Annotated in this window: 24 protein-coding genes and 1 tRNA gene; 13 read left to right on the forward strand and 12 right to left on the reverse strand. The window is 52.8% G+C overall.

Annotated elements, in window-relative coordinates; translation table 11 throughout:
- Positions 1 to 75 precede the first annotated feature (75 nt).
- The 7 genes from gyrA to QEN58_RS08595 all read left to right on the forward strand — a co-directional run bounded on the left by gyrA (position 76) and on the right by QEN58_RS08595 (position 10,537).
- The gene (gyrA, locus tag QEN58_RS08565) at positions 76 to 2,817 is read left to right on the forward strand and encodes a DNA gyrase subunit A (RefSeq protein WP_280106679.1); all 2,742 of its coding nucleotides are present in this window, start codon (positions 76 to 78) and stop codon (positions 2,815 to 2,817) included.
- Entirely contained in the window at positions 2,801 to 3,904 is a 1,104-nt protein-coding gene (gene serC, locus QEN58_RS08570) for a 3-phosphoserine/phosphohydroxythreonine transaminase (RefSeq protein WP_280106680.1), read from the forward strand. The genes gyrA and serC overlap by 17 nt, the downstream gene beginning before the upstream one ends.
- A gap of 5 nt (positions 3,905 to 3,909) precedes the next feature.
- A complete protein-coding gene (gene pheA, locus QEN58_RS08575) occupies positions 3,910 to 5,001 on the forward strand; it encodes a prephenate dehydratase (protein ID WP_280106681.1) in 1,092 nt (363 codons plus the stop codon).
- Between the two features lie 5 nt (positions 5,002 to 5,006).
- Positions 5,007 to 7,286: a bifunctional prephenate dehydrogenase/3-phosphoshikimate 1-carboxyvinyltransferase gene (locus tag QEN58_RS08580; protein WP_280106917.1), complete on the forward strand. Its 2,280-nt coding sequence runs from the start codon at positions 5,007 to 5,009 to the stop codon at positions 7,284 to 7,286.
- Positions 7,279 to 7,977, forward strand: a complete 699-nt coding sequence (gene cmk, locus QEN58_RS08585; protein WP_280106682.1) for a (d)CMP kinase — start codon at positions 7,279 to 7,281, stop codon at positions 7,975 to 7,977. Before QEN58_RS08580 ends, cmk begins: the two co-directional genes overlap by 8 nt.
- A gap of 183 nt (positions 7,978 to 8,160) precedes the next feature.
- On the forward strand, positions 8,161 to 9,840 hold the full coding sequence (gene rpsA / locus QEN58_RS08590; protein WP_280106683.1) for a 30S ribosomal protein S1: 1,680 nt from the start codon (positions 8,161 to 8,163) through the stop codon (positions 9,838 to 9,840).
- A gap of 322 nt (positions 9,841 to 10,162) precedes the next feature.
- Entirely contained in the window at positions 10,163 to 10,537 is a 375-nt protein-coding gene (locus QEN58_RS08595; RefSeq protein ID WP_071693131.1) for a histone-like nucleoid-structuring protein, MvaT/MvaU family, read from the forward strand.
- A gap of 90 nt (positions 10,538 to 10,627) precedes the next feature.
- Here QEN58_RS08595 and QEN58_RS08600 read toward each other — a convergent pair whose 3' ends face one another.
- Complete coding sequence (locus tag QEN58_RS08600; RefSeq protein ID WP_280106684.1) at positions 10,628 to 11,458, reverse strand: helix-turn-helix transcriptional regulator; 831 nt, start codon at positions 11,456 to 11,458, stop codon at positions 10,628 to 10,630.
- Positions 11,459 to 11,832: 374 nt separating this feature from the next.
- On the opposite strand from QEN58_RS08600, the gene QEN58_RS08605 reads away from it, so the two are divergent.
- Positions 11,833 to 12,174 carry a hypothetical protein gene (locus QEN58_RS08605; protein WP_280106685.1) on the forward strand — a complete coding sequence of 114 codons (342 nt, stop codon included), beginning with the start codon at positions 11,833 to 11,835 and terminating at the stop codon, positions 12,172 to 12,174.
- A 28-nt stretch (positions 12,175 to 12,202) separates the two neighbouring features.
- On the opposite strand, the gene QEN58_RS08610 is transcribed toward QEN58_RS08605, so the two are convergent.
- From QEN58_RS08610 to pilB, 6 genes are read right to left on the reverse strand one after another with little or no spacing between them, the layout of a single operon-like run.
- Positions 12,203 to 13,090 (reverse strand): type 1 periplasmic-binding domain-containing protein, encoded by an 888-nt coding sequence (locus QEN58_RS08610; RefSeq protein ID WP_280106686.1) that lies wholly within the window; start codon positions 13,088 to 13,090, stop codon positions 12,203 to 12,205.
- 39 nt (positions 13,091 to 13,129) lie between these two features.
- Complete coding sequence (gene yacG, locus QEN58_RS08615) at positions 13,130 to 13,363, reverse strand: DNA gyrase inhibitor YacG (protein ID WP_280106687.1); 234 nt, start codon at positions 13,361 to 13,363, stop codon at positions 13,130 to 13,132.
- A gap of 34 nt (positions 13,364 to 13,397) precedes the next feature.
- Positions 13,398 to 14,000, reverse strand: a complete 603-nt coding sequence (gene coaE, locus QEN58_RS08620) for a dephospho-CoA kinase (RefSeq protein WP_280106688.1) — start codon at positions 13,998 to 14,000, stop codon at positions 13,398 to 13,400.
- A gap of 53 nt (positions 14,001 to 14,053) precedes the next feature.
- Positions 14,054 to 14,899, reverse strand: a complete 846-nt coding sequence (locus QEN58_RS08625; RefSeq protein WP_280106689.1) for a prepilin peptidase — start codon at positions 14,897 to 14,899, stop codon at positions 14,054 to 14,056.
- 48 nt (positions 14,900 to 14,947) lie between these two features.
- The gene (locus tag QEN58_RS08630) at positions 14,948 to 16,180 is read right to left on the reverse strand and encodes a type II secretion system F family protein (RefSeq protein WP_280106690.1); all 1,233 of its coding nucleotides are present in this window, start codon (positions 16,178 to 16,180) and stop codon (positions 14,948 to 14,950) included.
- A 3-nt stretch (positions 16,181 to 16,183) separates the two neighbouring features.
- On the reverse strand, positions 16,184 to 17,941 hold the full coding sequence (gene pilB / locus QEN58_RS08635; protein WP_280106691.1) for a type IV-A pilus assembly ATPase PilB: 1,758 nt from the start codon (positions 17,939 to 17,941) through the stop codon (positions 16,184 to 16,186).
- 240 nt (positions 17,942 to 18,181) lie between these two features.
- On the opposite strand from pilB, the gene QEN58_RS08640 reads away from it, so the two are divergent.
- The 5 genes from QEN58_RS08640 (at position 18,182) to QEN58_RS08660 (ending at position 20,823) form a co-directional block, all read left to right on the forward strand.
- A complete protein-coding gene (locus QEN58_RS08640; RefSeq protein ID WP_425270312.1) occupies positions 18,182 to 18,661 on the forward strand; it encodes a pilin in 480 nt (159 codons plus the stop codon).
- Positions 18,662 to 18,734: 73 nt separating this feature from the next.
- Positions 18,735 to 19,190, forward strand: coding sequence for a pilin (locus QEN58_RS08645; RefSeq protein WP_280106692.1), 456 nt, complete (start codon positions 18,735 to 18,737; stop codon positions 19,188 to 19,190).
- Between the two features lie 76 nt (positions 19,191 to 19,266).
- Entirely contained in the window at positions 19,267 to 19,701 is a 435-nt protein-coding gene (locus QEN58_RS08650) for an anti-virulence regulator CigR family protein (protein WP_280106693.1), read from the forward strand.
- 91 nt (positions 19,702 to 19,792) lie between these two features.
- Complete coding sequence (locus tag QEN58_RS08655) at positions 19,793 to 20,614, forward strand: inositol monophosphatase family protein (protein ID WP_280106694.1); 822 nt, start codon at positions 19,793 to 19,795, stop codon at positions 20,612 to 20,614.
- Between the two features lie 132 nt (positions 20,615 to 20,746).
- Positions 20,747 to 20,823: transfer RNA gene (locus tag QEN58_RS08660), tRNA-Pro, on the forward strand.
- A gap of 107 nt (positions 20,824 to 20,930) precedes the next feature.
- Here QEN58_RS08660 and QEN58_RS08665 read toward each other — a convergent pair.
- The 5 genes from QEN58_RS08665 to QEN58_RS08685 are packed head-to-tail and all read right to left on the reverse strand — an operon-like array spanning position 20,931 to position 26,707.
- Positions 20,931 to 22,088 (reverse strand): alpha-hydroxy acid oxidase, encoded by a 1,158-nt coding sequence (locus tag QEN58_RS08665; RefSeq protein ID WP_280106695.1) that lies wholly within the window; start codon positions 22,086 to 22,088, stop codon positions 20,931 to 20,933.
- Positions 22,088 to 23,104, reverse strand: a complete 1,017-nt coding sequence (locus QEN58_RS08670; RefSeq protein WP_280106696.1) for a 2-hydroxyacid dehydrogenase — start codon at positions 23,102 to 23,104, stop codon at positions 22,088 to 22,090. Before QEN58_RS08670 ends, QEN58_RS08665 begins: the two co-directional genes overlap by 1 nt.
- On the reverse strand, positions 23,097 to 24,026 hold the full coding sequence (locus QEN58_RS08675; protein WP_280106697.1) for a dihydrodipicolinate synthase family protein: 930 nt from the start codon (positions 24,024 to 24,026) through the stop codon (positions 23,097 to 23,099). Before QEN58_RS08675 ends, QEN58_RS08670 begins: the two co-directional genes overlap by 8 nt.
- A gap of 27 nt (positions 24,027 to 24,053) precedes the next feature.
- Entirely contained in the window at positions 24,054 to 25,175 is a 1,122-nt protein-coding gene (locus tag QEN58_RS08680; RefSeq protein ID WP_280106698.1) for a mandelate racemase/muconate lactonizing enzyme family protein, read from the reverse strand.
- 26 nt (positions 25,176 to 25,201) lie between these two features.
- Positions 25,202 to 26,707 (reverse strand): tripartite tricarboxylate transporter permease, encoded by a 1,506-nt coding sequence (locus QEN58_RS08685; protein ID WP_126951798.1) that lies wholly within the window; start codon positions 26,705 to 26,707, stop codon positions 25,202 to 25,204.
- Positions 26,708 to 26,772 lie beyond the last annotated feature (65 nt).

Below are 26,772 nucleotides of genomic sequence, written 5' to 3' on the forward strand. Positions count from 1 at the left end.
TGGTAATTTCAGAGCGGTGTTTATCAGCGCTTTCAACTCTCGCAGTGCCAATGCAGTGCAAAGGATCTGACTTTCATGGGTGACATCGCCAGAGAAATCTTGCCCGTCAATATTGAAGACGAGCTTAAACAGTCGTATCTCGACTATGCGATGAGCGTCATTATCGGCCGCGCGCTTCCAGATGTGCGGGATGGCCTTAAACCGGTTCACCGGCGTGTGCTGTTTGCCATGCATGAACTGGGTAATGATTGGAATAAACCGTACAAGAAGTCGGCGCGTGTCGTCGGCGATGTCATCGGTAAATACCATCCGCACGGTGATAGCGCGGTATACGACACTATCGTACGTATGGCGCAGCACTTTTCGATGCGTCATGTGCTGGTCGACGGCCAGGGCAACTTCGGTTCAATTGATGGGGATAACGCGGCTGCGATGCGTTATACCGAGGTGCGCATGTCGCGCCTCGCCCACGAGCTGCTCGCCGACCTTGAAAAAGACACCGTCGATTGGGTGGATAACTACGACGGTACCGAGCGTATTCCCGCCGTATTGCCCACCAAGGTACCCAACCTGCTGATCAACGGCTCGTCGGGTATCGCGGTAGGTATGGCCACCAATATTCCACCGCACAACATGCGTGAAGTGATTGACGGCTGTTTGGCCCTCATCGACGACTACACGCTGTCAGTGGATGACTTGATGGAGTACATCCCCGGCCCTGACTTCCCCACCGGTGCCATTATCAATGGACGCGCGGGTATCTTGTCGGCATACCGTACCGGCCGTGGGCGTATTTATGTGCGCGCCTGCCATACCATCGAACATCATGATAAAACCGGTCGCGATCACATTATTATTAGTGAGCTGCCGTATCAGGTGAACAAAGCGCGGTTAATTGAGAAGATTGCCGAGCTGGTGAAAGAGAAGAAGATCGAAGGCATCGCTGAGCTGCGCGATGAATCGGATAAAGATGGCCTGCGCGTGGTTATTGAAGTTAAGCGCGGCGAGTCCGGCGAAGTCGTGGTCAATAACCTGTTTGCCCAAACGCAGCTGCAAAACGTGTTCGGGATTAACATGGTGGCGCTGGAAAATGGCCAGCCACGCACGCTCAATCTTAAAGAGATGCTGGAAGCCTTTATTCGCCACCGCCGCGAAGTGGTTACCCGGCGCACGCTGTATGAGCTGAAAAAAGCCCGTGAGCGTGGGCATCTGTTGGAAGGCTTGGCCGTCGCTATCTCCAATATCGACGAAGTGATCGAGCTGATTAAAGCCTCGCCCAATGCAGCAGAAGCGCGTGAAAAGCTGCTCGCCAAGACGTGGCAGCCCGGTCAGGTAACCGCCATGTTGGAGCGGGCTGGAGCTACTTCTTGCAAGCCAGAGGAGCTGGAAGAGGGCTTTGGATTAAATACCGCGGCTACCTCTTATCGGCTTTCTCCCGCCCAGGCGCAGGCGATCCTTGAGCTACGTCTGCATCGCTTGACGGGTCTTGAGACCGAGAAGCTGCTCGACGAATACTTGAATATTCTTGAGAAAATTGCCGAGCTAACCGAGATTCTGGCGTCTGCTGATCGCTTGATGGAAGTGATTCGCGAAGAGCTTCACGCCGTGCGTGACCAGTTTGGCGATGATCGTCGTACTGAAATTCAGGCCAGCCACCTGGACCTTTCGATTGAAGACTTGATCGCCGAAGAAGACATGGTGGTCACCGTGTCGCGCTCTGGGTACGCCAAGACGCAGCCACTCTCTGACTATCAGGCCCAGCGCCGTGGCGGCCGCGGTAAGTCTGCCACCGCCATGAAAGATGAAGACGTGATTGAGCACCTGCTGGTAGCGTCGACTCATGACACCGTACTGCTGTTCTCCAACCGCGGCAAAGTGTACTGGCTGAAAGTGTATGAAATGCCTAACGCCAGCCGCGGCTCGCGTGGCAAGCCGCTGGTGAATATGCTGCCGCTGGAAGAGGGCGAAGCGGTTAACGCAATCCTACCGGTGCGCGACTACAACCCTGATAACTACATCTTCTTTGCTACGGCCAAAGGTACCGTCAAACGTACCAGCCTTGAGCAGTTCTCGCGGCCGCGCAGTGTCGGTCTTATTGCGATTGACCTGGAAGAGGGTGACCGTTTAGTGGGCGCTGCTATTACCACCGGTAATGATCATGCCATGCTGCTGTCGTCTAACGGCAAAGCCATTCGCTTTGAAGAGGGCAATGCCCGCGCCATGGGTCGTACTGCCCGCGGCGTGCGTGGTATGCGCTTAGCGGGTGATGCTGAAGTCATTAGTCTGATCATTCCCAAGAGTCAACAGATCGACGCCGAAGCGGATGCCGAAAGTGAAGCGCAGGATTCCAACCAAGAGAGCGCTGTAGCTGAAACGGCTGATGGTCAAATCTACATTATGACCGCCAGCGAGAACGGTTACGGTAAGCGCACGCGTCTGGAAGAATTTCCGCTGCGTGGTCGTGGTGGTCAGGGTGTTATCGCCATGCAAACCAGCGAACGTAACGGTTCGCTAGTGGCGGCGATGCAGGTGTATGACAGCGATGAAATGATGCTGATCACTGACCGAGGCACGCTAGTGCGTACCCGTGTGGAAGAAGTCTCGACCACATCACGGAATACCCAGGGTGTGATGCTGATTCGTCTCGGCAAAGAAGAGAAGCTGGTCAAGACGGTACGCGTTGATGAGCCGGAAGAGAGCGATGAGCTAAGCAGTCCTGAAGAAGCTGGTCTTGAAAAGAGCAGCCTTGAAGACGCGCAGGCGAATGAAACATCCGATGACGCACAGGAACCAGGGACTGATGACACGTCACTATAATTTCTGCGCAGGGCCCGCGGCCCTGCCAATCGCTGTGTTGGAGCGCGCCCGGGAAGAGCTGCTGGACTACCAGGGGCGCGGTCTTTCCGTGATGGAAATGAGTCACCGCAGCGATGAGTTTATCGGCATTGCCGAGCGCGCAGAAGCTGATTTCCGTCAGCTTCTAGGCGTGCCGGATAATTATAAAGTGTTGTTCTTGCAGGGCGGTGCCAGCCTGCAGTTTGCCATGCTGCCGATGAACCTTTTGGGGCAGGGCGGTAGCGGCAACTTTATTCAGACCGGCATCTGGGGCAAGAAAGCGCTGACAGAGGCCAAGCACCTTGGTTTTGATTGCCATGTGGCCGCCAGCAGTGAGCCTAACGGCCATACGGCGGTGCCCCAGCGTGATGCGCTTCAGGTAAGCGCAGATGCTGCCTATCTGCACTACACCTCTAACGAGACGATTGGCGGCTTAGAGTTTGACTATACGCCGCACGTTCAGCGACCCGATGGTGCTAGCGTGCCGTTGGTCTGCGATATGTCGTCAAATATTCTCTCTGGGCCGATCGACGTTAGTGAGTTTGGCGTGATCTACGCTGGGGCACAGAAAAATATTGGCCCCGCCGGCTTAACGCTGGTGGTGGTGCGTGACGACCTGTTAGGCAAAGCCCAGGCCAATATTCCTTCGCTATTTGATTATCAAATGCTGGCGGAAGCCGGTTCGATGGTCAATACGCCGCCCACTTACGCTTGGTATTTAGCCGGGCTGGTATTCCAGTGGCTGAAAGACGATATCGGTGGGCTGGCCGCGATGGACGCTATTAATCAGCGTAAAGCCGATAAGCTTTACGCGACGATTGATGCCAGCGAGTTTTATAGCAACCCAATTGCTAAAGCCAACCGTTCGCGGATGAACGTGCCTTTTGTATTAGCCGATTCAGCGCTGGATAAAGCGTTTTTACAACAGGCCGATGCGGCGGGGCTGCTTAATTTAAAAGGCCACCGCAGCGTGGGTGGTATGCGTGCCAGCCTTTACAATGCGGTGTCTGAGTCTGCGGTAGATGCATTAATTGCATTTATGGCCGATTTTGAAAAAACAAGGGGCTAACCATCATGTCCGACACGTCGATCAATCTGGACGAGCTGCGCCAGCGAATCGATCAGCTCGATAGCGATATTCTGAATCTGATCAGCGAGCGTGCCAGCTGCGCCCAGCAGGTGGCGCACGTTAAGTTGGCCGAAGATAAAGATGCAGTATTTTATCGCCCTGAGCGAGAAGCGCAGGTGCTGCGGCGCATTATGGCGTTGAATAAGGGGCCGCTCGATTCAGAAGAGATGGCGCGACTGTTTCGTGAAATCATGTCGGCGTGTTTGGCGCTTGAGCAGCCGGTTAAAGTGGCCTATTTAGGTCCTGAAGGCACCTTTACACAGCAGGCGGCGCTCAAGCATTTTGGTGAAAGCGCCGTGAGTTTGCCTATGGCAGCTATAGACGAGGTGTTTCGTGAAGTAGAGGCGGGCGCCGTGCATTACGGCGTTGTACCAGTGGAAAACTCCACCGAAGGGGTGGTCAATCACACCCTGGACACCTTTATGGACTCCTCGATTAAAATTTGTGGCGAAGTAGTATTGCGCATTCACCACCATTTATTGGTTAGTGAAACGACTCGCCGCGATAAAGTCTCACGTATCTATTCGCACCCGCAGTCCTTTGCCCAGTGCCGTAAATGGCTTGATGCTCACTATCCCCATGCGGAGCGCGTGCCAGTTTCCTCTAACGCTGAAGCGGCCAAATTAGTCAAAACCGAGTGGCATAGTGCGGCGATTGCAGGTGATATGGCGGCCAAGCTTTATGGGCTTGATCATATCGCCGAGAAGATTGAAGACAGCCCTGATAACTCCACGCGGTTTTTGATTATTGGCAATCAGGATGTGCCCATGGCTGGCGAGGATAAAACCTCTATTGTGGTTGCCATGCGCAACCAGCCGGGGACGCTGCATGCCTTGCTAGAGCCTTTTCATCGCCATCAAATTGATTTAACCCGCCTTGAAACGCGTCCTTCGCGTACCGGTGTGTGGAACTACGTCTTTTTTATCGACTTTAAAGGCCATCGTGATGAGCCTAAAGTTGCGGCAGTGCTTGAAGAGGTGCAACTGCGGGCAGCGGACCTTCGCGTGCTGGGTTCCTACCCCATAGGCGTGCTGTGACGTTAATGGTCGAAGACAGCGTTAAAACATCAGGCTGTCATGAAGTGCGCCTATTGATTGTTGGCTTGGGATTGATTGGTGGCTCGTTAGCGGCATCGCTGCGCGCTGCAGGCTTTCAAGGGCAGATTGTTGCCTGTGACCCTGATGAGGGTGAGATCGCTCGCGGTATTGGAATGGGGTTGATTGACTCAGGCGGTACCCGTCTAACCGAACAAGTTAATGACGCCACCATGGTTGTGCTGGCGGTGCCGGTGCTCGCCATGGAGAGCGTTATGGCGAGCTTGGCCGATGCATTACCAAGAGCGTCTGCAGATGTCGTGATGACCGATGTCGGTAGCACTAAAGCGACCATTCGGGCTTGTGCCCAGCGTGTCTTTGGCCAAGTGCCCTCCAACATGGTGCTGGGGCACCCTATTGCCGGTTCAGAAAAAAGCGGCGTTGCAGCTGCGAATCCGCGCTTGTATGTAGACCACAAGGTTATTCTGACGCCGGAGCCAAACGTAGATCGGGCTGCTTTGCAGCGCGTCCGCTGCTTATGGGAAGCCTGCGGTGCCGATGTGCTGGAAATGGACGTAGAACGCCATGATCAAGTGTTGGCACGTACTAGCCATTTGCCGCACTTGCTGGCATTTTCACTCGTGGATACGCTGGCTCGTCAAGATGAGCGGTTAGATATTTTTCGCTACGCAGCGGGCGGTTTTCGTGATTTTACCCGTATAGCGGGTAGCGACCCGGTTATGTGGCGAGATATTTTTATTGCCAATAAACAGGCGGTTTTGGCATCTCTGGATGATTTTGAAGCAGGGCTTTCTAGCTTGCGTCACGCGGTAGAAACCGGTGACAGCGATGCGATGATTGCCACCTTTGATCGGGCGAGCCACGCCCGGCACTATTTTGACTCTTTATTGAACAAAACCAGCTATCAGGCGGAATATCATATGCAACCACAAGGTAAGGTCACCTACCGTGTGCAGCCAGGCGGCCAAGCCCAGGGTCGTGTGCGCGTACCTGGCGATAAATCCATGTCGCACCGCTCCATTATGCTGGGCGCGCTGGCAGAGGGTGTTACAGAAGTAAAAGGCTTTCTGGAAGGCGAAGACAGTCTGGCGACCCTACAGGCATTTCGTGAAATGGGCGTGGCGATTGAAGGTCCGCATCAAGGTAAAGTCACCATTCACGGTGTTGGCATGCATGGCTTAAAGGCCCCCGCTGGCCCACTTTATGTGGGTAATTCGGGCACCGCCATGCGGTTGTTTTCAGGGTTGCTCGCTGGACAGGCGTTTGATAGCGAGCTAACCGGCGATGAGTCGCTGACCAAGCGTCCCATGAGCCGCGTGGCTGACCCGCTGCGCCTAATGGGGGCCAGCATTGATACCGCAGAAGGCGGACGCCCGCCGCTTAAAATCAGCGGTGGCGCCAAGCTTAAAGGCATTCATTACGATATGCCGATGGCCAGTGCCCAAGTGAAATCCTGCCTGCTGTTGGCGGGGCTGTACGCGGAGGGCGAAACGCGGGTGCGCGAACCTGCGCCGACCCGTGATCATACCGAGCGCATGCTCAATGGGTTTGGCTATGCGGTTTTCCGTGAAGGCGATACCTGTTGGTTACAGGGTGGCGGTAAACTGACCGCGGGCCCAATAGATGTGCCTTCGGATATATCTTCAGCAACGTTCTTTTTAGTTGCCGCAGCGATTACCCCTGGCGCTGATATTACTCTTGAGCACGTAGGGGTTAATCCAACCCGCATTGGTGTGATTAATATTCTTACCCTCATGGGTGCGGATTTAAGGCTTGAGAATGAGCGCGAAGTGGGCGGCGAACCGGTGGCCGATATTCGTATTCGCTACGCACCGCTGAAAGGAATTGATATCCCTGAAGAGCAAGTGCCGCTGGCAATTGATGAATTCCCTGCACTGTTTATTGCCGCCGCCAACGCCGATGGCGTGACCCGCCTAAGGGGCGCCGAAGAGCTGCGCGTAAAAGAGTCTGATCGCATCCAGGCAATGGCGGATGGTTTAGCTGTGCTAGGTGTGCAGCACACTGTTGTAGAAGACGGTATCGATATTGTTGGCAATGGCGATGCGCAAAAAGCGAGCTACGGCGGTGGTCGTGTCGATAGCCTGGGCGATCACCGTATTGCCATGGCGTTCGCGATTTCATCACTGCGTGCGAGTGGAGAAATTGAAATTGAAGACTGCGCCAATGTGGCGACCTCTTTTCCTGATTTCGTTGAACTGGCCACGCGCATCGGCATGAGCGTTAGCGTGGAGGGTGCGCATGAATGATCCCGCTTCAGTTGTTCCCGTTCTCACTATTGATGGCCCAGGTGGAGCGGGTAAAGGCACCATTAGTGGTTTAGTGGCGGAGCGTCTTGGCTGGCATTTGCTGGATAGTGGTGCGCTCTATCGGCTGACGGCTCAAGCGGCGGTTAAGCATAGCGTAGCGGTTGATGATGAGGCTGGGCTTGCACGCTTAGCGGAGCAGTTGGATGTAGCCTTTCCAGTTGAAGAGGGGCAGCCGCGTACGCTTCTCGAAGGTGAAGATGTTGGCCAAGTGATTCGTACCGAGCAGGCTGGTGAGCGAGCTTCCCAAGTGGCGGCGCTGCCTGCGGTGCGGCAAGCCTTGCTACAGAGACAGCGTGATTTTTGCCAAGCGCCAGGATTGGTAGCCGATGGGCGAGACATGGGTACCGTCGTGTTTCCCGACGCCCCGCTAAAGATTTTTTTGACGGCAAGTGCCGATGAGCGGGCACGCCGACGTTATCTGCAGTTGCAGGAAGCCGGGGTGAATGCTAGTCTTTCGAGTCTTTTAAAGGAGATTCAGGCACGCGATGCACGCGACACGCAGCGCAGTGTGGCTCCTCTCAAGCCGGCAGATGATGCCATTACGCTTGATACCACGCGCCTGAGCATACCGGAAGTGGTTGATCAACTGACCGAACTGCTCGCCCAAAGAGGGCTGGTAAGCGGCGTGTGATTCTCCCTTGCGGCGTTTTTGGATAGGTGTCACGACGTGGCAGGGCACTAAACTCACATCGGTGAGCCCGGTCAGGTCTAACCAGCGTTAACACCTCCAAAGGCTGAGTGACATTAGGCCCGCACTTGCTGGTGGTGCGGAGAAGGCATTTATGCCTCAACAACGTAATTACGTAGGAACACCATGAGCGAAAGCTTTGCTGAGCTGTTTGAACAGTCTCTTAACGACATCAACATGGAGCCAGGCGCTATTGTCGCGGCTCAAGTTGTCGACATTGACGGTGACTGGGTTACTGTCAACGCTGGTCTGAAATCTGAAGGTCAGATCCCTGCGTCACAATTCCGCGATGAACACGGTAACCTGAACATCGCTATCGGTGACGACGTACACGTTGCACTTGAAGCCGTTGAAGATGGTTTCGGTGAGACGCGTCTTTCCCGTGAAAAAGCCAAGCGTGCAGAAGCTTGGAAGATTCTGGAAGCAGCCTTCGAGAAAGACGAAATCATTAAGGGCGTTATTAACGGTAAGGTTAAAGGCGGCTTCACAGTTGAAGTTGACTCTATCCGTGCCTTCTTGCCGGGCTCCTTGGTTGACGTTCGTCCTGTTCGCGATACTGCGCACCTGGAAAACAAAGAGCTGGACTTTAAAGTCATCAAGCTCGATCCGAAGCGCAACAACGTTGTGGTATCACGTCGTGCGGTTCTGGAAGCAGAGAACAGTGCAGAGCGCGAAGCGCTTCTGGCTACTCTGCAAGAAGGCCAGCAGATCAAGGGTATCGTTAAGAACCTGACAGACTACGGCGCTTTCGTAGACCTGGGCGGTGTTGACGGCCTGCTGCACATTACAGACATGGCGTGGAAGCGTATTAAGCATCCGTCCGAAATCGTTGCTGTTGGCGACGAGATCAACGTTAAAGTTCTGAAGTTTGACCGTGAGCGTAACCGCGTTTCACTGGGTCTTAAGCAGTTGGGCGAAGATCCGTGGGTCAACATTAAAGAGCGTTATCCAGAAGGCATGAAAGTGCACGCAGTCGTCACTAACCTGACTGACTACGGCTGCTTTGCCGAGCTGGAAGAGGGTGTTGAAGGTTTGGTTCACGTCTCTGAAATGGACTGGACTAACAAGAACATCCATCCGTCTAAAGTCGTTCAAGTGGGCGATGATGTTGACGTCATGGTGTTGGATATCGACGAGGAGCGTCGTCGTATTTCTCTGGGTATCAAGCAGTGCACTGCTAACCCGTGGGAAACCTTCAACACTGACTACAACAAGGGCGACCGTGTTTCCGGTACCATCAAGTCAATTACTGACTTCGGTATCTTTATCGGCCTAGAAGGTGGTATTGACGGTTTGGTTCACCTGTCTGATATTTCTTGGACTGATACTGGTGAAGAAGCCGTACGCAGCTTTAAGAAAGGCGATGAAGCTGAAGCCGTTATTCTATCTATTGATCCTGAGCGTGAGCGCATCTCGCTAGGCATCAAGCAGATGGATTCTGACCCCGTTGCTGAGTATCTGTCAGTCAACGATAAGGGCAGCATCGTAACGGGTCGTGTCATTGAAGTTGATGCTAAAGAAGCTCAAGTTGAATTGGCGACTGACGTTATTGCTGTGCTTAAAGCCTCTGAAATCAGTGCTGACCGCGTAGAAGACGCGCGCAATGTGCTGAATGAAGGCGACAGCGTTGAAGCTCGTATTGTTAGTGTTGATCGCAAGAGCCGCCAGATTAATCTGTCGGTTAAAGCGAAAGACCAGGACGATACGCGTCAGAATCTGAAGAAGATTCGTGAGCAAGAGCCGGAAACTGCAGGTGGTCCGACCACTATCGGTGATTTGATCAAGCAGCAGATGGGCCAAGACTAATTATCGATTAGTTATTGGTTTGTAAAAACGCCGCCCTATGGGCGGCGTTTTTTTTTGTTTTTAATAGCTCAACGCTAGTAATAGTTGAGCCTAGAGCTGTAATGAACTATTAGGACTGGAATACTTTAAACGGCATTTGTGTTTTGAAAACGATTAGTAATTGAGTGAAAATCAACTAGACTGTTGTCAGTTAGCCTTTTTACAGGAATAATGTCCTAGCATTCTGAAACCACCTTTCTGAACTAGTGGGTACAAAGGTTGTGAATTTGCACCTAAGCCAGTTGAATTCCGTTCAGTTAGATACGATATTCAAGGAACCCCAATGTCATTACTTAACGAATATATCCAAAAAGAACAGCAGCTAAAGCAGCTACAAGAAGACCTGCAGCGTTTAGAAGGCGATCAGCGCCTCAAAAGCGAGTTGGAATTTAAAGCCAAACTTGAAGCGCTAATGACAGAGTTTGGCAAGCGTCCGGTCGACGTCATTGCCTTATTAGATCCTGCTGCCGACCAGCGTAGTACTAAAACCACGGCGAGTGGCAATGCGCGCCGTAAGCGTCGTCTTAAAATTTACAAAAATCCCAAGACAGGGGAAGTAATCGAAACTCGCGGCGGTAACCATAAAGGTCTGCGTAGCTGGAAAGACCAGTATGGTGATGAGACTGTCGAGTCTTGGTTGGAGCGCATGGAAGACTAATTTATTTAAAAAGCCGGTATTTCTATTCAGAAATGTCGGCTTTTTATTGCCATATGCGTCAGTGCTGCCCAGGTGCCGTTATCACCACTGCTAGCCTATTAATGGGATACGAAGTTCTAAATGGTTCGTTTTCCATAATACCTGAGGAGGATGACCGCTAAGGTGGCAAGCCTCCTGCCTGCTTAGTAGATACATGATGGTATGCGTCAAAGCGCCATACAGATCAGCTAAAGTATCAAAGCATGTGCTCGCGTAGTAATGAGTAGGGATGTCTACCCGCCGGTAGGGAACGGGCAGCGCAATGTTTTGTGAATTGCTCTTATCTGCTAGGTAAAGACCAATATCGGTACGATAAGAATGAATAGAATCGTTATTAAGCGCATTAATTCTGTCTGCGAGTATGTCGGGTAGCACGATGATAGTCTTAGATAGTCGCAGCTGTGCCTGTAAGCAGGCTAGCTGCATATTGTGATAGCTTTCACGTCCTAGCCCCTTAATATGTTCGGGGGCTTTGTAGAGGCGCATCAGGACCATTTGGCGGTCATTGGTTTTTTCGATACGGGTGTTAAAACCATGCAGGGATGTCGGCTGATGAAGTTTGGTTCTCAGCATTACCCGGAAATAGCGCGGACTACAGTGGTAACGACGTTGAAATGCACGTGAAAAAGATGAATGGTTATGATACCCGCAACGGATCGCAATTTGCGCTATATTGAGAGGAGTCAGCGCTAGCAACACCGCCGCGCGTTCCAGCCGCCTTTTTTCACGATAGGCGCTAGGCGAGATGTGAAAGCTTTGGCGAAATTGGCGCCGAACTTGAGAAGACGAATACCCTATGTGATTAGCAAGGTCTTCGATGCCGAGTGTCTTATCAAGTGTGTCCTGCAGCCAGATCTCAGCCCGTGTCATCGCGTTGAACATTATCTGGCCTCTGATACATGAATCATACAGGCCGTGTTTATATCGCCTGTAGTGCACTCTCCCAGTGCGTTAGTGTTAGTAACCTAGCTGAAAGAAAAAATTCAGCTTTCAGATGAGAGTTGAGTCTCTAACCAGGCCACTTGTGGGTAATGTTGATGCAAAGCATCTGTTTGATGAGCTGTCGCTGACAGTGTCTTATCTGATAGATGTGTTGGTTAACCTCGTATACTTAATGGTGATGCCTTTATGATGGCAATTGGGTAGCAAAGGCAAGTTTGCTCGTTGTTTTTACCCGTTTGTGCACAGTTTTTGCCAAATGAAGCTACATTGGCAGCTATATCGACCATTTCAAGCAAGGTGTAAATGAAACATCGATGAAATATCAAAAGGTTCAAAAGCCGGTAGATGAGCGTGAGAAGCTGCGTAAGTTTCGTGAATTAGACGATGCCTTTGCGCAGGCATTACGCCAATTAGATGACCCAGAGAGCGATTTCGATATACCGACAGGCCCGCCGGTACGTTCGCTCGCGGCATTGGAACAAGACGATGTTGAAACCCAGCAGAAAGAACAGCAGCAAGAGCAGGAGCGCATATTCAAACAGCGCTTCGAGGCTTTGTTAATAGAGTATGGTGTGGATCATTACGATCTAGCAGAGTTGATCGACACATTAATTAGCTACGGACTATGGCAGCAGGATGTAGCCCCTAACAGCTAGCACTCTCAAAGCATCGAAGGCGTCTTTACTAACGATAGCGGTAAACACGCAAACTTGGCAGAAATACATCTTGCTCTAGCTTTTCGTCGCGCCGCCTTGCTCGTGTGCGAGTAGTGGGTGGGTGAAGCGCAGGCAGGTTAATGTGGGGTAGTCGCTGATTATTGTCAGGTACAAAAATAGGCATAGCGGCATTTAGTGCCCGTCGTGTATGCCCATCTTCGAGTGGCTCAGTAAAAAAGAGATTTGCCCGCATAAGTGGGGCCTGGGTTTGTACTTGGGCAAGCACTTCGCCGCTTGGAATGCCGGCTAGCTTGCGTAGCTGAATACGAATATGCGGCGCATCGGTGTCTAGCTGCAAAAGCTTATGTTCAGCTTCTTGCACCGACAGGCGTTTAATAGAGCGACCGCTACTGTACCAAGCAAAACGAACGCGAGAGACGGGCGCTTGTGCGATAGGTAACTGCCGCCAGCTCTGTTTAAGATGCAAACGCGCTAGCCCAGTGCGACGCAACACCTCATCAACATGAGGATGGCGTCGTGGTAAGCGGCTTTTTGCGTCGCTAAGTGCATTTGGGAATGTTTGTTTAATATGTTGCAGTAGTCCGCTAAAGTTGGCTTTGGCTTGATTAACAGCGCCTATCGCCGCTAGTAGTTCGTCATTAGCAGCTACTATAGCAATATAGTTACGTGTTTCACGGCCATCTTGATCTTGTTCATGCCACATATCGAACAGGGCTTTACGCAACCAATCGTTAGCAGGTGGCGATTGATGAAAGACCCATGAAGCCGGTAGCTGCTGTTCATATAATGAGACCGCGGCGTCAATGGTTTCAAGTAGATGGTCAAACTGCTGCTCCAATTGAAGCAGCACCTGATAGGCCGAAGGCGATAAGGGATTTGCGTTTGTCTCGGCCATAGTCAGTGTCAGGGCTCGTTAAGTCAGTGATAAGACTTGTTAGGAGAGTGGCGCATCCTTGTCGGCTTGCGCTAAGAGCGTATCTATATCGGCCTCATCCATGGCGGACTCGCCCGATATGCGGTGCGATTCATCGGCCCAGGCACCTAAATCTAGCAGTTGGCAGCGCTTACTGCAGAAAGGGCGGTAAGTGCTTTCTGGCAGCCAGGGCACACGCTTGGCGCACTGCGGGCAATTAACTTCTAGCGGGGAATCGTTGGCAGGGCGAGCCATAAAAAACTCCAATTGCGTTAACAAATACGATATCTCAGTAGTTGAGCTGCTGGCGGTAGCTTTTATCCAGCTGTGCCACTTGTTCCATCATGCTGGCGTGGTCACCGCTGTTATCTATCACGTCATCTGCCTTCGCTAACCGTTGTTCGCGGGTAAGTTGGGCGGCGAGAATAGCATGCACCTGGCTTTCACTCACCCCATCACGCTGTTGGGTTCTCGATAATTGTAGCCCTTGGGGTACATCGACAACCACTGCGCGGTTAACTAGCGCACTTTGTCCAGACTCAAAGAGTAACGGTGATACCAGCAGCACATAGGGCGCGCCCTGGGCTTTGAGCTGCTCTAAATGCTCCAGTAGTCTCTCCCTTATTCTGGGATGTGTGACGGATTCTAGCCACTGTCGCTGTTCTGGATTTTTAAAAATAATCTCGCGTAGGGCGGCGCGATTAAGCGTGCCATCCTCATGTATGACCTGATCACCGAAACGGTTTTTAATGGCTAGCAGTGCCGGTTCACCCGGTAAAACAACTTCCCTGGCGACATCGTCGGCATCAACCCAGGCAGCGCCGAGTGTTTCAAAGGCGCGTGCAACGGTCGATTTACCCGACCCAATGCCACCGGTTAATCCGATAATCATTTGCTACCTCAAATAGCTGAATTTTATATAGCTGAACGTTACATAACGTTGGTTCACATAATCATGCTGAGATACAGCGCCATTATTTCATCACCGACTAACAGCGCTACCCAACCAGCAAGGGCGAGAAAAGGACCAAAGGGCAGTGGAGCACCGCGTAGACGGGGTGAGCAGGCCTGGAGCATCAGCCCAACAATGGCCCCGAGCCCTGCGGAAAGTATCAAAATCAGCGGTAAGAAACTCCAACCCAGCCAAGCGCCCAGCGCCGCTAACAGCTTAAAGTCGCCATAGCCCATTCCTTCTTTGCCAGTGACCAGTTTGAATAGCCAATAAAAACTCCACAGGGAAAGATAGCCTACCATTACGCCGATAACCGCACTCGGCAGCATAAGCGGCTGAAATAGGAGCTGAAACAGCAACCCTAACCAAAGCAAAGGTAGGGTGATGACGTCGGGCAATAGCTGGGTGCGAAAGTCGATCACGGCAAGCACTAACAGCATTAGACATGCGCCATAAATGAAGCCTGCTTCAACAGTAAGCCCTTGCAGAGCCAACACGGCAACGGCCAGCAAGCCGCCGGATATTTCTACTAGTGGGTATTGAATGCTAATAGATGTTTGGCACGTAGCGCAGCGCCCGCGTCGCTTCACCCAGCCAATCACTGGCAAGTTGTCGTGCCAGGCAATAGGCGCTTCACAGCGTGGGCACATGGAGCCAGGCGTGGCCAAATTAAAGCGCGGTGAGTGTTCAGCGCTTAGCTCGAGTGCTTCGCGGGCTTCGTTACGCCAGCCACGCATCAGCATCACCGGTAGTCGCGTAATCACCACATTTAGAAAGCTACCTAGACATAGCCCAATCAATAAAACGATTAACCACAGAATGATCGGAGGGTGATGCATGACGCTCCTTGGGTTTGTTTAAATTAGTGTTCTTGAATAGTTTGAATCTTAGAGAGCAGAGCCTAAATCAAAAATTGGCAGATACATTGAGACCACCACCCCCCCAACTAGCACACCCAGTACCACAATAATAACCGGCTCCATCAGCGACGTGAGGGCATCGACTTTATTATCGACTTCTTCTTCGTAGTAATCAGCAACGCGATTCAGCATGGCATCAAGCGACCCCGCCTCCTCGCCGATACTGACCATCTGGATCGCCAGGGGAGGAAAACGGTTGGTCATGCGCATGGCGAAGTGCAGCTGTTGCCCGGTAGATACATCTTGGCGTGTTTGCACCACCGCACGCTCGTACACTTTATTGCCTGTAGCGCCAGCGGCGGTGTCTAAGCCTTCAACGAGCGGGACGCCGGAGGCGAAGGTGGTTGCTAAGGTGCGCGAAAAACGAGCAATAGCAGATTTGTGCATAATATCGCCAATGACCGGTAAGCGAAGCAGTAGAGCGTGCATACGGTAGGCGACTTTAGGCGAGCGCTGAATGCTTATTTTAAGCAGGAGTACCGCGGTAATCACTGCGCCGAGCGCCACTAGCCAGTAACGCTGGGCAAGCTCGGATAAATTCACCGTCATTTGGGTTAGTGCAGGAAGTTCAGCGCCAAAGCTTTGAAACATGCTTTCAAATTCAGGCACTACTTTAATCAACAGCAGCATGGTCACTGCAATGCCTATCGTCATAACGGCGGTGGGGTACCAAAGCGCTTTCTTAACTCGCGACTTTAGCGATTCCACTTTCTCTTTATAAGTCGCAATACGATCAAGCATTTGATCCAGCGCACCTGACTGCTCGCCAGCGTTAACCAGGTTAACAAACAGCCGATCAAACTGTTTGGGGTGACGGCTCAATGCATCAGAGAAGCTGGAGCCCGATGATACATCACTCATCAGATGTTGAATCAAGGCAACCATGGCAGGTTTTTTGAGGCTCTCTGCCACCACCTGAAGTGCTTGTAGCAAGGGAATGCCAGCGCGAATCATGGTGGCCATTTGGCGCGCAAAGACCATGATGTCGTTGGGATTAATACGGCCGTTGCCGCCAAGGTTGCCCTTTTTACTAATTCGGCCGATAACGATATTTTGCTTGGTCAGCTCAGCGGCTACTTCGGCTTTACTGCGGCCAATCATCTCTCCGCTTAGCGTTCTATCCTGGGGGCCTTTACCGATCCATTTCCAGCGCGCTAGCTTGATGGCGGGCGTTTGGCGTCGACGTGCCGTTTTAGCCATGCCTTACTCCTTGCTCACACGGTTAATCTCTTCCAGGCTGGTAATGCCCTGCATGACTTTCAGTAATCCACTGCGGTGAAGGGTTGGATAGCCCTCCTTGCACACCTGTTGATCAATATCTAAGGAGTTGGCGTCACGCATAATCAGTTGACGCATCGCTTCGGTAATCGGCACTACCTCATAAATGCCGATTCGGCCTTTATAGCCGTGAGTGCAGTGCTTGCAACCCACCGGTTTATAGATAGTTGCCTGATGGATTTCTTCGCTGCTAAAGCCTTCTTTGCGCAGCGCCTCATGGGGAATATCAATGGGCTCTTTGCAGTGTGTGCATAGTTTGCGAGCCAGGCGCTGAGCAATAATCAAACTAACGGCGCTGGCGATGTTAAACGAAGAGACACCCATATTAGCCAGACGAGTCAGTGTTTCAGCCGCCGAGTTGGTATGCACCGTGGAGAGTACCAAGTGACCTGTCTGGGCGGCTTTAACGGCAATTTCGGCGGTTTCCAGATCGCGAATCTCCCCTACCATAACGACGTCTGGGTCTTGGCGTAGAAACGCTCTCAGCGCACTGGCAAAATCGAGGCCGATCTTAGGTAATACGTTCACCTGATTGATACCCGCGACTTTGATTTCAACCGGGTCTTCGGCTGTACAGATATTACGTTCCACTTTATTAAGAATATTAATGCCGGTATACAGCGAAACGGTTTTACCACTACCGGTAGGGCCGGTGACCAGAATCATGCCTTGGGGTTGTTTTAATGCGTGCTCATAATGGCCCCGTTGGTCGTCGGTAAAGCCCAGTTGCTCAATACCTAGCTGCACTGCGGTAGGGTCTAATATCCGCAACACCAACTTTTCGCCATAGACGGTAGGCAGTGAGTTAACCCGGAAGTCGAGGGAGCGTGTGCGGGAAAGCTTGAGCTTGATCGAGCCATCTTGGGGTAAGCGACGTTCCGAGATATCAAGGCGCGCCATGATTTTCAGTCGGGCCGCGATACGGTTACGCATAGCAAAGGGTGGTCGTGCCACTTCGATTAGCATTCCATCAACCCGAAAGCGTACCCGATACAGCGTTTCGTAAGGCTCAAAATGGATATCGGACGCGCCACGACGGATCGCATCTAGCAGAATCTTGTTCACAAATTTAACGATGGGAGCGTCTTCGCTATTTTGGGAAGACTCTTCCAGCGGTACTTCATTGCCGTCGTTATTCTGCACAATGCTCAGCGAGCTGACCGCATCATCAATATCGTCCAGCTCATCCAGCATGCCGCGCTCGTTTTGCGCAAGGTAGCTATTGAGGGCGACCGTTATTTGATCAACGGGCGCGAGGATACCTTCAACACTAAGGCCGGTCGCAAACTGCAATTCATCCAGTTGCGTCAAAGTGGCGGGATAAGGCACCGCAACCGTCAGGCGATGGCCGTGGCGCGCTAATGGCAAAACGTTAAGGCTCTGCAAAACTTTAACAGGATAGTCAGCCGCAGGAGGTAGCGCGGTAAGCCGCACCGCCTCCAAATCTATGACCGGTAGCCCATACTCCCACCCGGCCGCCAGTGTGGCTTCATTAGGGTCAACCAGGCCGCTCTCGATAACATGCTGAAGTAACGATATTTCCAAGTCTGATGCGGTCGTTTCCGCAGTGGCGGCCTGGGCATCGTTCAGCAAGCCGTGCTTAACCAAACGCTGGGCAATGCCGCGCAGGCCGCCGCGGGCGGCGGCGTGACTTAAAGTCGACTCAAAGGGGGGCTGGCTCATCAAAACAACCTGTTTTACATCGAAGTAGGCGTGTTACTTGTACCATAAATTAGCGTTTACAGGCATTAAAAGGCTGGTCAGGCAGGTCGCTAAAGAAGCATTCATATGAGCTGATAGCGTTAATAGCAGTTGTTGTAAAAAAAGATCACGTAAGCTAGTGTAATTGTAGTTATCGCTAATTCTTTTTAAGGATTCACGATCCTTACAAAGGCTTGCCCTTCCCCCACAGGAGATGCCTTCATGCAGAATGCTGCACAACCTATTTCTCGTATCACGAAGCAAGGCGGTTTTACGCTGATTGAGCTGATGATCGTCGTCGCGATTATTGGTGTATTGGCTTCCCTTGCCGTGCCTCAGTACCAAAATTACACCGCACGTGCCCAGGCGAGTGAGGGATTGTCGGTGACTGGTGGAATGCGAGCAGACCTTGCAGAGCGCTATTCACTTGATGGTGAGTTTCCTGCGGCCTTAGACAGCTTAGAAGGGACTGCCGATGATCCAGCTGGTAGATATGTGCAAAAGGCTACATACTCCAAAAATTCGGACGGTGATGCCATTATTACTGTCACCTTTTTAAGCGATACATCTATTGCCAATGCAATCGTTGATGAAGATGGTGGTGAAGGCAACTTAATGACCATTATAAGTGAAGAACCTGCGAAAGGTTGGACTTGTGGTGGTTTGCCATCGCGTCTGCTGCCCGCAGGTTGCAAAGATTAAATCCTAACGACTAGAGGGCGTTTACTTTTAAAAGCGTTCTCTAGCCTTTGTCACCTATCTTAGGGCTGGTTAGATGGAAAAAAACCAAAGAGGCTTCACGCTTATTGAACTTATGATTGTTGTGGCGATTATTGGTGTGTTGGCTTCCATAGCAGTGCCGCAATATCAAAATTATACTGCTCGAGCCCAGGTGTCCGAAGCACTAAACGTGTTGAGTGGTGTTAAAAGTGAGTTAAGCGAGCGCTATGCTCTTGAGGGAAGCTTTGGGTCGGGCAACCTGTTGAATCAATCAGAGCTTGTTAGCCAAACACAATATGTTGATTCGATAGATTACTATACCACTGATGGTGGTGATGGCGTTGATATTGGTATTCGCATGAAAAACGAAGCCCCTGTTTCTCAAGCGGTTCGTAACAACCGCTTTCGTATCGAAGTGAGGGCCAGTGAAGGCTCGATTACGTGGAGGTGTATGCCCGCTCAGCAGCAGCCCATAGACCCAAAATACCTGCCTGGCAGTTGCCGTTCGTAAACTCCCTCTTCCTTCCTCAATCCCTACGCATTTGTACTTTACACTGTGAGCTCTTACCTTAAGCGAGGAGCTTACAGTGAATCCCATCAAACTGATTGCCATGAGTGCGCTAGGCGCGCTGCTATTCAATAGCGCTGCATTTGCCCAGCCTGATCATGCCCCGGCACACGGTGCCCGTGATAAGGGCCAGCACCAGCAGCATGAATCTAACCGCTCTAGCCAATCCCGTTATGGGCGGGTTGATCTGCCCCGTATCAATGAACGTGAGCTGCGTCAGCTATTGCGCCAACACGACGCGCCGCGAGCCGAGTCGTTACCCCCGGGTATTCAGCGTAACCTTGAACGTGGCAAGCCGTTGCCGCCAGGTATTGCCAAGCGTTTTGACGGCCAGCTGGCTTCTCAGTTACCGAACTACCCAGGCTATGAGTGGGAGCGTGTCGGCGCCGATGTGGTGTTAATTGAAGCCGCCACGCGTATTGTGGTGGATGTGCTGGTAGACGTATTACGCTAACCCAGCCACCGCAAGGTTTGACTCGAAAATTATATCTCGGCGGCTTATGGTGAGAGACTCAAAGCATCATCGCGTTCTAAAGGGAGATTCAATGAGCGAACACACACTAGCCGCACGTCTTGAAATCACGATTGCTATCGCCGAAGAAGCTGGGCAAATGATCGTCAAAGCACGGGAGCAGCAGGACTTTGCACAGCGCTTAAAAAAAGATAATGAGCTGGTCACCGATGTAGATGTGGCCGTGGACAAGCTTATTAGTCAGCGCCTGGAGGAGCACTTTCCGGGTGAGGCGCGGCTGAGTGAAGAGCTTGCCCCCGAGAGCGCTTTGCATGAAACGGCGCCGAAGCTTTGGGTGGTGGATCCTATTGATGGCACGGTTAATTTTGCCCAAGGGCTCCGCCACGTAGCGGTCTCCATTGGCTGGATGGAAGAGGGCGTTGCCAAGGTGGGCGTTGTACACGCGCCGTTTTTAGGCGAAACATTTAGCGCGTCAGAAGGCGCAGGAGCTTTCTGTAACGGTAAAACCATACAACCCAGTAGAGCAGATTCACTGGCGCACACCTTGGTGGGTACGGGGTTCCCCTATCGTAAAGAGGAGCGTAAGCATCTTTTGAAGCGATTAGAGGCCGTGCTACTTGAGTGCCAAGACGTACGTCGTAACGGCGCAGCAGCGCTCGATTTATGCGATGTAGCCTGCGGTCGCTTAGACGCGTATTACGAAAGTGTCTCGCCCTGGGATTTTGTTGCAGGCTGGGTCATTGCGCGTGAAGCTGGCGCACGAGTAGGGCACCTATACCCAGTGCCTTCAGCGGTGCCTGAAGATATCTACCCGGATCATTTATTAGTCACTGCCCCCGGTGTGTATGACGCTATGGCCTATCTGCTGCTTGAGGCTGATCAACGCAAGCCCTAAAGGGTGATGAAATATATAGCGGCGTGTGACAAATACTTGAAAAGAAAGCGCTATAAGGGCTTTTCATTTAGGCAAGAAAACGCTAGTATACGCACCGTCTTGAGGCAAAGATGTAGCGGCCAATAAAGACAGCGGAGCGTGGCGCAGCTTGGTAGCGCGTTGCAATGGGGTTGCAAAGGTCGCAGGTTCGAATCCTGTCGCTCCGACCAAGGATATATAAAACGGCCACTTAGCTAATTGCTACAGTGGCCGTTTTTGTTTGGAAAAATGAGCGGTGATATTCGTCGCTTGAAGATTTTTTGTTGATCAGACGATATCAATGTCTCCTTAACACGCCGGTGGTCAATTCCTCCACGCCTGTTACACCAAGCAGCGCCATATTGCGTTCTATTTCGCTACCCAGCAGCGAAACGGCCTTCTTCACTCCGGCTTCGCCAGCGATGCTGGCCGCATAGTTGAAGGGGCGACCAAGGAACACGAAGCTAGCCCCCAACGACAGAGCTTTGAGTACCTGACTGCCGCGTCGAAAGCTACCGTCAATCATCACAGGTACTGCTCCAGCGACCGCCTCCAGCACTTCCGGCAACATAGTGAGTGGGGCCACAGTGCCATCGAGTTGGCGGCCCCCATGATTGGACACTATTAAACCATCGGCACCAGCACTGACAGCACGCCGTGCATCGTCTGGGTGCAGAATACCTTTGACCACTAGATTCCCTTTCCAGCGTGTCCGAACCTGATTGAGGGTCGACCAATCAAGATGCCGACGGCCAGAAAAGTCACGATTGACGTTCTTTGCCAACACCGGCACACCGCGGGTGGCAGCATTATTTTCGAAGTGCGGAATGCCGTGATGCCACAATGTCTTCAGAAACGTCCCGAATAGCCATTTCGGCCGTACCAAACCATCCCAAGCTAGCCGTAGACTAGGGCGCAGCGGCGAAGAGAAGCCAGCGCGACGATGATTTTCGGGATTCGGCGGCACGGCGTAGTCCACAGTGATCACCAGGTTGGTAAATCCTGCGCGCTCAACACGTGCCAGCAGTGCGTCGATCTCCTCCGGGGTTCCGGGAAGATAAGCCTGGAACCAATCCGAGCCTTTTGCTCCTGAAAGCTCTTCCATAGGTATCAACGATGTACCGCTGACAATCATGGGGATGCCGCTGTCTGATGCTGCTTGCGCCAACACCTGATCACCCCGATAGGCAGTTAGGGCGCTAATACCCATGGGGGCTATCCCGAAAGGGTAGGCATAGCGGCGGCCAAAGAGTTCGGTTTCAGTCGATACGCCAGAGACATTGACCAACGCACGCGGAAGAAATGCGTAGTGATCGAAGGCTTCATGGCTAGACCGGGCAGTACTACCGTCTTCAGCCGCGCTCGCCACATAACCAAATAGCGGTCGCGGTAAATGCCGCCGAGCGGCTCGCTCGAAATCGTTGAGGCTTAATATATGTTCTAGACGGCGGGGCATCATGTCTCCTTGGTGTCTGCAGCAGCCCGTCGCCATATATTTTCGTTAACAGGACTGAGTGGGCCGCTACCGGTTAGCGCCCCCAGCAGGTTATTGACTGCCAACTGTGCCATAGCCTCACGCGTTTCATGGGTCGCCGAGCCAATGTGTGGAGTAGTCACTACATTGTCCATGGCAGCCAGGGGCGAACCGGATGGAAGCGGTTCCTCTACGAATACGTCAAGCCCAGCTGCACGAATTCCGCCGGAGCTGAGTGCCTCGATCAGCGCCGGTTCATCGACCACCTTACCTCTCGCTATATTGATTAGGGCAGCCGTCGGTTTCATGCGTGCTAGAGCATCGGCGTCAATTAAGTGATGTGTATCGTTATTGTAGGGCACGCTAATGCAGACGATATCCGCTTCGGCTAATAGGTCATTTAGCTCTCGCCTTTGCGCCCCTAGCTGCTGTTCAAGCGCAGGCTTAGAGGAAGCGGCTGTATAAAGGATGGGCATGCTAAAACCCAACGCCCCTCGACGGGCAATCGCCGCACCAATGCGACCTGCACCGATAATTCCTAGGGTTTTGCCGTGCACATCAACACCGAAATGTTCGGTACCGATATGTGCACGCCAGCCGCCCTCACGAACCAGGTTGGCAAGTTCGACCAGCCGACGCTGGGTCGCCATGATCAGCGCAAATGCAGTATCGGCGGTGGTTTCAGTCAGCACATCAGGTGTATTGCACAGTAGAATGCCGCGCCGATTCAGCGCATTGAGCGGTAAATGGTCATAACCCACCGAAATGGTGGATACCACTTGCAGCGACGGCGCTTCGTCGAGCATTGCCTCGTTGAGCTCCAATTTGCCGCCAATCAGTCCATGGGCCTTGGAAAGCGCTGCCATGAAATCAGCGCGGTTTGATTCGTCCACGTCCTCGAAGTAATCGACCTCGGCAACCTCGGAAAGCGCCTCAAGCTGAGCCTCACTGAGCCGTCGTACGGCGACAATACGCCATGATTTCATTTGCTCAGCCATGGTTCGCCTCGTCTAAGCCCTTCATTTGGAATCCTGTCGCTTTAAGCGAAGACACGAGTTCAGACGCACGCTGCTCCTCCAGTTCCACTAAGGGCGGGCGCACATGCCGCCAAGCGTCTTTTCCTGAGAAGTAAGCTGTTGCCGCCTTCATGGCAGGGATAAGTGGGTATTTTTCAAACAGGTCGCGTATAACATTGAGGCTCTGTTGACGATCGTCAGCATCGTTCGCCTGCCAATGCCGGGCTAACTCAACGATGGCAGCCGGATTGACGTTGGCCGTGGCACTGATACAGCCAGCGCCGCCTGCCCGAAGGGTATCAAGCAGGAACCGCTCGCTGCCGGCATACACGGCAAAATCCTGCCCGGCAAAGCGCTCGGTTAACCCTTTGGTGTGTGCCCAGTCTCCGCCGCTGTCCTTGATGCCAGCAATAATGCCCGGGAAGGCATCGCGCAAACGCTCGATCAGTTCATACGAGAGCGGGACATGAGTGACAGGTGGGATATGGTAGAGGTAGATCCGCAAACGGGAATTTGCGGTGCGGTTGATCACCTCACTGTAATAGCGAAACAAGCCTTCGTCGCTAACGCCCTTATAATAGAAGGGCGGTAGCATCAGCACACCGGCACAGCCAGCGTCCACCGCCTCGCGGGTCAGTACCACGCAATCATCAATTGTACAGCTCCCGGTCCCGGGCATAATCCTGGAGGGGGCGACACCGCCATCCACCAGCGCGGTTAACAGCGTCTGCTTTTCAGCTACCGTCATTGAGTTGGCCTCGGAATTGGTGCCGAACACGGCTAGCCCGACGCCATTCGAAGACAGCCACTGACAGTGGGCCACAAAACGTGGCGTATCCGGCGCCAAGTCGGCGCCGAAGGGGGTAATTACCGGTGACCAGACGTCTCCACTTGCTTGGGACATGACATTCTCCTTGTTGTTGTAAGGTGATTAGTGCCAGGGCTCGATGGCGTAGCGCTCAAGAGCAGCCTGATCAAACCCGAACCCAAGGCCGGGAGCGGTGGGCAGCAATAGTTGTCCGTCGGAAAACTCCAACTGTGTATCCACAAGCCGCCTGAAGTTAAGCACCTGATCGTCGGCAAAGAACTCGACCATCTTCACGTTGGGCGCCGATGCCACCAGGTGGATATGCAAGTCGTGGAACCAGTGCGGATAAATATCCACTCCATAGCTGGCAGCCGTTGCGGCGATACGCCGAAACTCTGTAATACCTCCACAAACCGCCGCATCGGTCTGCAAAATCATGGCTGCTTCTTTGTCCAGCAGCTCCTTGAAACGCCAACGACCTGCTTCAATTTCGCCGGTGGCCACCGGAACTGGGGTGCGCTCCGCCAAACGTCGATGATTGTCGATGTCATCGGGACTGAAAGGCTCCTCGATCCAGAACGGATTATAGGGCTCGGCCATTCGCATAAAGGCCAGCGCCGACGGCAGATCCCGCCAGGCATTGTTGGCGTCCATCATCACTTGCACATTGGGGCCCACCGCCTCACGCACCGCCGCCAAACGTGCCTCCTCTCCAGCCAAATCTTCTCGTCCCACTTTCATCTTCACCGCGGTGAAGCCTTTTGCTACGTAGTCGGCCATTTCTTCACCGAGCATTGCGGGCGTTTTGCCGTCCAGGTAGTAGCCCCCACTGGCATAAGCCGGCACGCTGTGGCCATCGCTGGCGCCCAGATACTTATAGAGCGGAAGTTTCGCCGCCCGGGCGTTACGGTCCCAAAGCGCTGTATCCAAAATACTGATGGCGCGCATCACTGAACCGCTGCGACCATGCAGCAGCGATTCCTGGTACATTGCCTGCCACAGTGATTCAGTCGCATGAGCGTCCCCCCCCAGCAGGACCGGCTTCAGTAGTTCCCTTACTGCATTGGCCACTAGCGAGCCAGCATTGTTGCCGCCATAGCAAAATCCAATGCCTATATGGCCATCATCGCCCACCACTTCGACGAGCACGTAATCGCGTTTGAGTACCTGACGATTGGAAAAGCTAGTGGGGTTGTCCAGCGGTACATTGACCGTTCGAGCACGCACTTCGGTTATCGTTGTCATGATGAAGCCTCGAATTAAGAGTGGGGTTATTCTGTCTGAGTACGTGGGCGCATTGCAGCCCGCACCCAGCGGAAGAAGGGTGTCGCTTGGAGTACTGAGAGGGCGGCAATGCAGAGAAGCACGACAGCGATAGGGCTGGTCAAAAAGATGCTCAAGTTGCCTTGCCCGATTAGCATCGATTGCTGGTAGCTGGTCTCCATGACTGGGCCGAGAATCAAACCGATTACCATCGGTGCGGGTGACACACCTGCTTTATTCATCCAATAGCCAAACAGACCGAAGCCCAACATCAGCCCAACCTCAAACAAGCTGTTGTTGATAGCAAAGGCGCCAATCACACACAGAGTAATGATCGAGCAAGCCACAAAGCTGTCTGGTACACGTGTCACACTTACGCAGAGTCGAGTAAACAGCAGCCCCACTAGCAGTAGGCCAATGTTGGCAAAAATCACCGCCCAGATAAGGGTATAAGTGACATCTCCATAGTCCGTGAGCAGGTTAGGCCCTGGCAGAATACCTTGAACCATTAGCGCACCGAGCAGAATGGCGGTAGAAGAACTGCCAGGAATACCCAAGGCAATAGTGGGTATCAAAGCACCGCCCACTACCGCATTGTTAGCCGCTTCAGGTGCCGCCACCCCAGCGATGTCCCCCTTGCCAAAGCGGCTCTTATCTTTGGCAAAGCGTTTGGCTTCGTTGTAAGCGAACCAACTGGCAGTATCACCGCCGGTACCCGGAATTAGGCCGGTGATGATGCCGATGCCACTGGAACGGAAGATATTGGGTAACAAGCGGCGAATCTCAGCGAGAGGCGGAATCAACCTATCGGTGATTTTGCTTGCCACCTTCTGGGCACCATGGGCATTCTCAATCAATATCAACGCCTGTGGGATCGAGAACAGACCGATAAGCGCTACGGTGAACTCGATACCCGAGAACAAGTTAATGACATCGAAAGTCATCCGTGGCGTGCCGGTGATCAGATCCATGCCTACCGTGCTCAACAGTAGACCCAAGGTGCCCGAGAGCAGCCCACTGATTACCGACCCTTGTGATAAAGATCCAATGATGGTGATGCCCAATACGGCGATCGCAAACAGCTCGATAGGGCCAAACTTGAGCACCAATACACCAAGCAACGGTGCTGCAGTGAGCAATGCGATTCCGCTCAGCAGGCCACCGATAAAAGAAGCGAAGAGCGACACACCTAAGGCTCTCCCGGCCTGGCCCTGTTGCGATAGCGGGAATCCATCGAGTACTGTCGCCGCGGCCGAGGGGGTGCCGGGCGTCTTCAATAAAATGGCGGCGATTGAGCCACCGTAGGAGGCCCCCACATAGAGTGAGGCCAACATGCTAAGACCCGACGCGGGGTCCATGCCAAAGGTGAGGGGTAATAGCAGTGCCAGCGCCATTGTCGCTGAGAGTCCCGGCATGGCACCCACGAACAGCCCCAGGAGGGTACCGCCCAGGATCAGGGCAATGTTGGTGAACGACATGACATTGGTCAGGCCCACCAGAACAAGATTATCCATATGACTAGACTCCAGAAGCCTGCGTCAGGCACCCATCCCCAGCACGTTGTCATTACTTGCTAAGC

Source organism: Halomonas alkaliantarctica, assembly GCF_029854215.1.
GTDB lineage: Bacteria > Pseudomonadota > Gammaproteobacteria > Pseudomonadales > Halomonadaceae > Vreelandella > Vreelandella alkaliantarctica_A.

Coding starts and splice junctions, on each gene's coding strand:
- QEN58_RS08680 (WP_280106698.1), bottom strand. CDS start 25,175: ATGACAACGATAACCGAAGTGCGTGCTCGAACGGTCAATGTACCGCTG.
- QEN58_RS08665 (WP_280106695.1), bottom strand. CDS start 22,088: ATGCCCCGCCGTCTAGAACATATATTAAGCCTCAACGATTTCGAGCGA.
- yacG (WP_280106687.1), bottom strand. CDS start 13,363: ATGGCTCGCCCTGCCAACGATTCCCCGCTAGAAGTTAATTGCCCGCAG.
- QEN58_RS08675 (WP_280106697.1), bottom strand. CDS start 24,026: ATGTCCCAAGCAAGTGGAGACGTCTGGTCACCGGTAATTACCCCCTTC.
- QEN58_RS08605 (WP_280106685.1), top strand. CDS start 11,833: ATGAAATATCAAAAGGTTCAAAAGCCGGTAGATGAGCGTGAGAAGCTG.
- gyrA (WP_280106679.1), top strand. CDS start 76: ATGGGTGACATCGCCAGAGAAATCTTGCCCGTCAATATTGAAGACGAG.
- QEN58_RS08625 (WP_280106689.1), bottom strand. CDS start 14,899: ATGCATCACCCTCCGATCATTCTGTGGTTAATCGTTTTATTGATTGGG.
- pheA (WP_280106681.1), top strand. CDS start 3,910: ATGTCCGACACGTCGATCAATCTGGACGAGCTGCGCCAGCGAATCGAT.
- QEN58_RS08645 (WP_280106692.1), top strand. CDS start 18,735: ATGGAAAAAAACCAAAGAGGCTTCACGCTTATTGAACTTATGATTGTT.
- QEN58_RS08610 (WP_280106686.1), bottom strand. CDS start 13,090: ATGGCCGAGACAAACGCAAATCCCTTATCGCCTTCGGCCTATCAGGTG.
- coaE (WP_280106688.1), bottom strand. CDS start 14,000: ATGATTATCGGATTAACCGGTGGCATTGGGTCGGGTAAATCGACCGTT.
- QEN58_RS08600 (WP_280106684.1), bottom strand. CDS start 11,458: ATGTTCAACGCGATGACACGGGCTGAGATCTGGCTGCAGGACACACTT.
- QEN58_RS08595 (WP_071693131.1), top strand. CDS start 10,163: ATGTCATTACTTAACGAATATATCCAAAAAGAACAGCAGCTAAAGCAG.
- QEN58_RS08580 (WP_280106917.1), top strand. CDS start 5,007: ATGGTCGAAGACAGCGTTAAAACATCAGGCTGTCATGAAGTGCGCCTA.
- QEN58_RS08640 (WP_425270312.1), top strand. CDS start 18,182: ATGCAGAATGCTGCACAACCTATTTCTCGTATCACGAAGCAAGGCGGT.
- QEN58_RS08670 (WP_280106696.1), bottom strand. CDS start 23,104: ATGGCTGAGCAAATGAAATCATGGCGTATTGTCGCCGTACGACGGCTC.
- rpsA (WP_280106683.1), top strand. CDS start 8,161: ATGAGCGAAAGCTTTGCTGAGCTGTTTGAACAGTCTCTTAACGACATC.
- QEN58_RS08630 (WP_280106690.1), bottom strand. CDS start 16,180: ATGGCTAAAACGGCACGTCGACGCCAAACGCCCGCCATCAAGCTAGCG.
- QEN58_RS08655 (WP_280106694.1), top strand. CDS start 19,793: ATGAGCGAACACACACTAGCCGCACGTCTTGAAATCACGATTGCTATC.
- cmk (WP_280106682.1), top strand. CDS start 7,279: ATGAATGATCCCGCTTCAGTTGTTCCCGTTCTCACTATTGATGGCCCA.
- serC (WP_280106680.1), top strand. CDS start 2,801: ATGACACGTCACTATAATTTCTGCGCAGGGCCCGCGGCCCTGCCAATC.
- QEN58_RS08685 (WP_126951798.1), bottom strand. CDS start 26,707: ATGGATAATCTTGTTCTGGTGGGCCTGACCAATGTCATGTCGTTCACC.
- pilB (WP_280106691.1), bottom strand. CDS start 17,941: ATGAGCCAGCCCCCCTTTGAGTCGACTTTAAGTCACGCCGCCGCCCGC.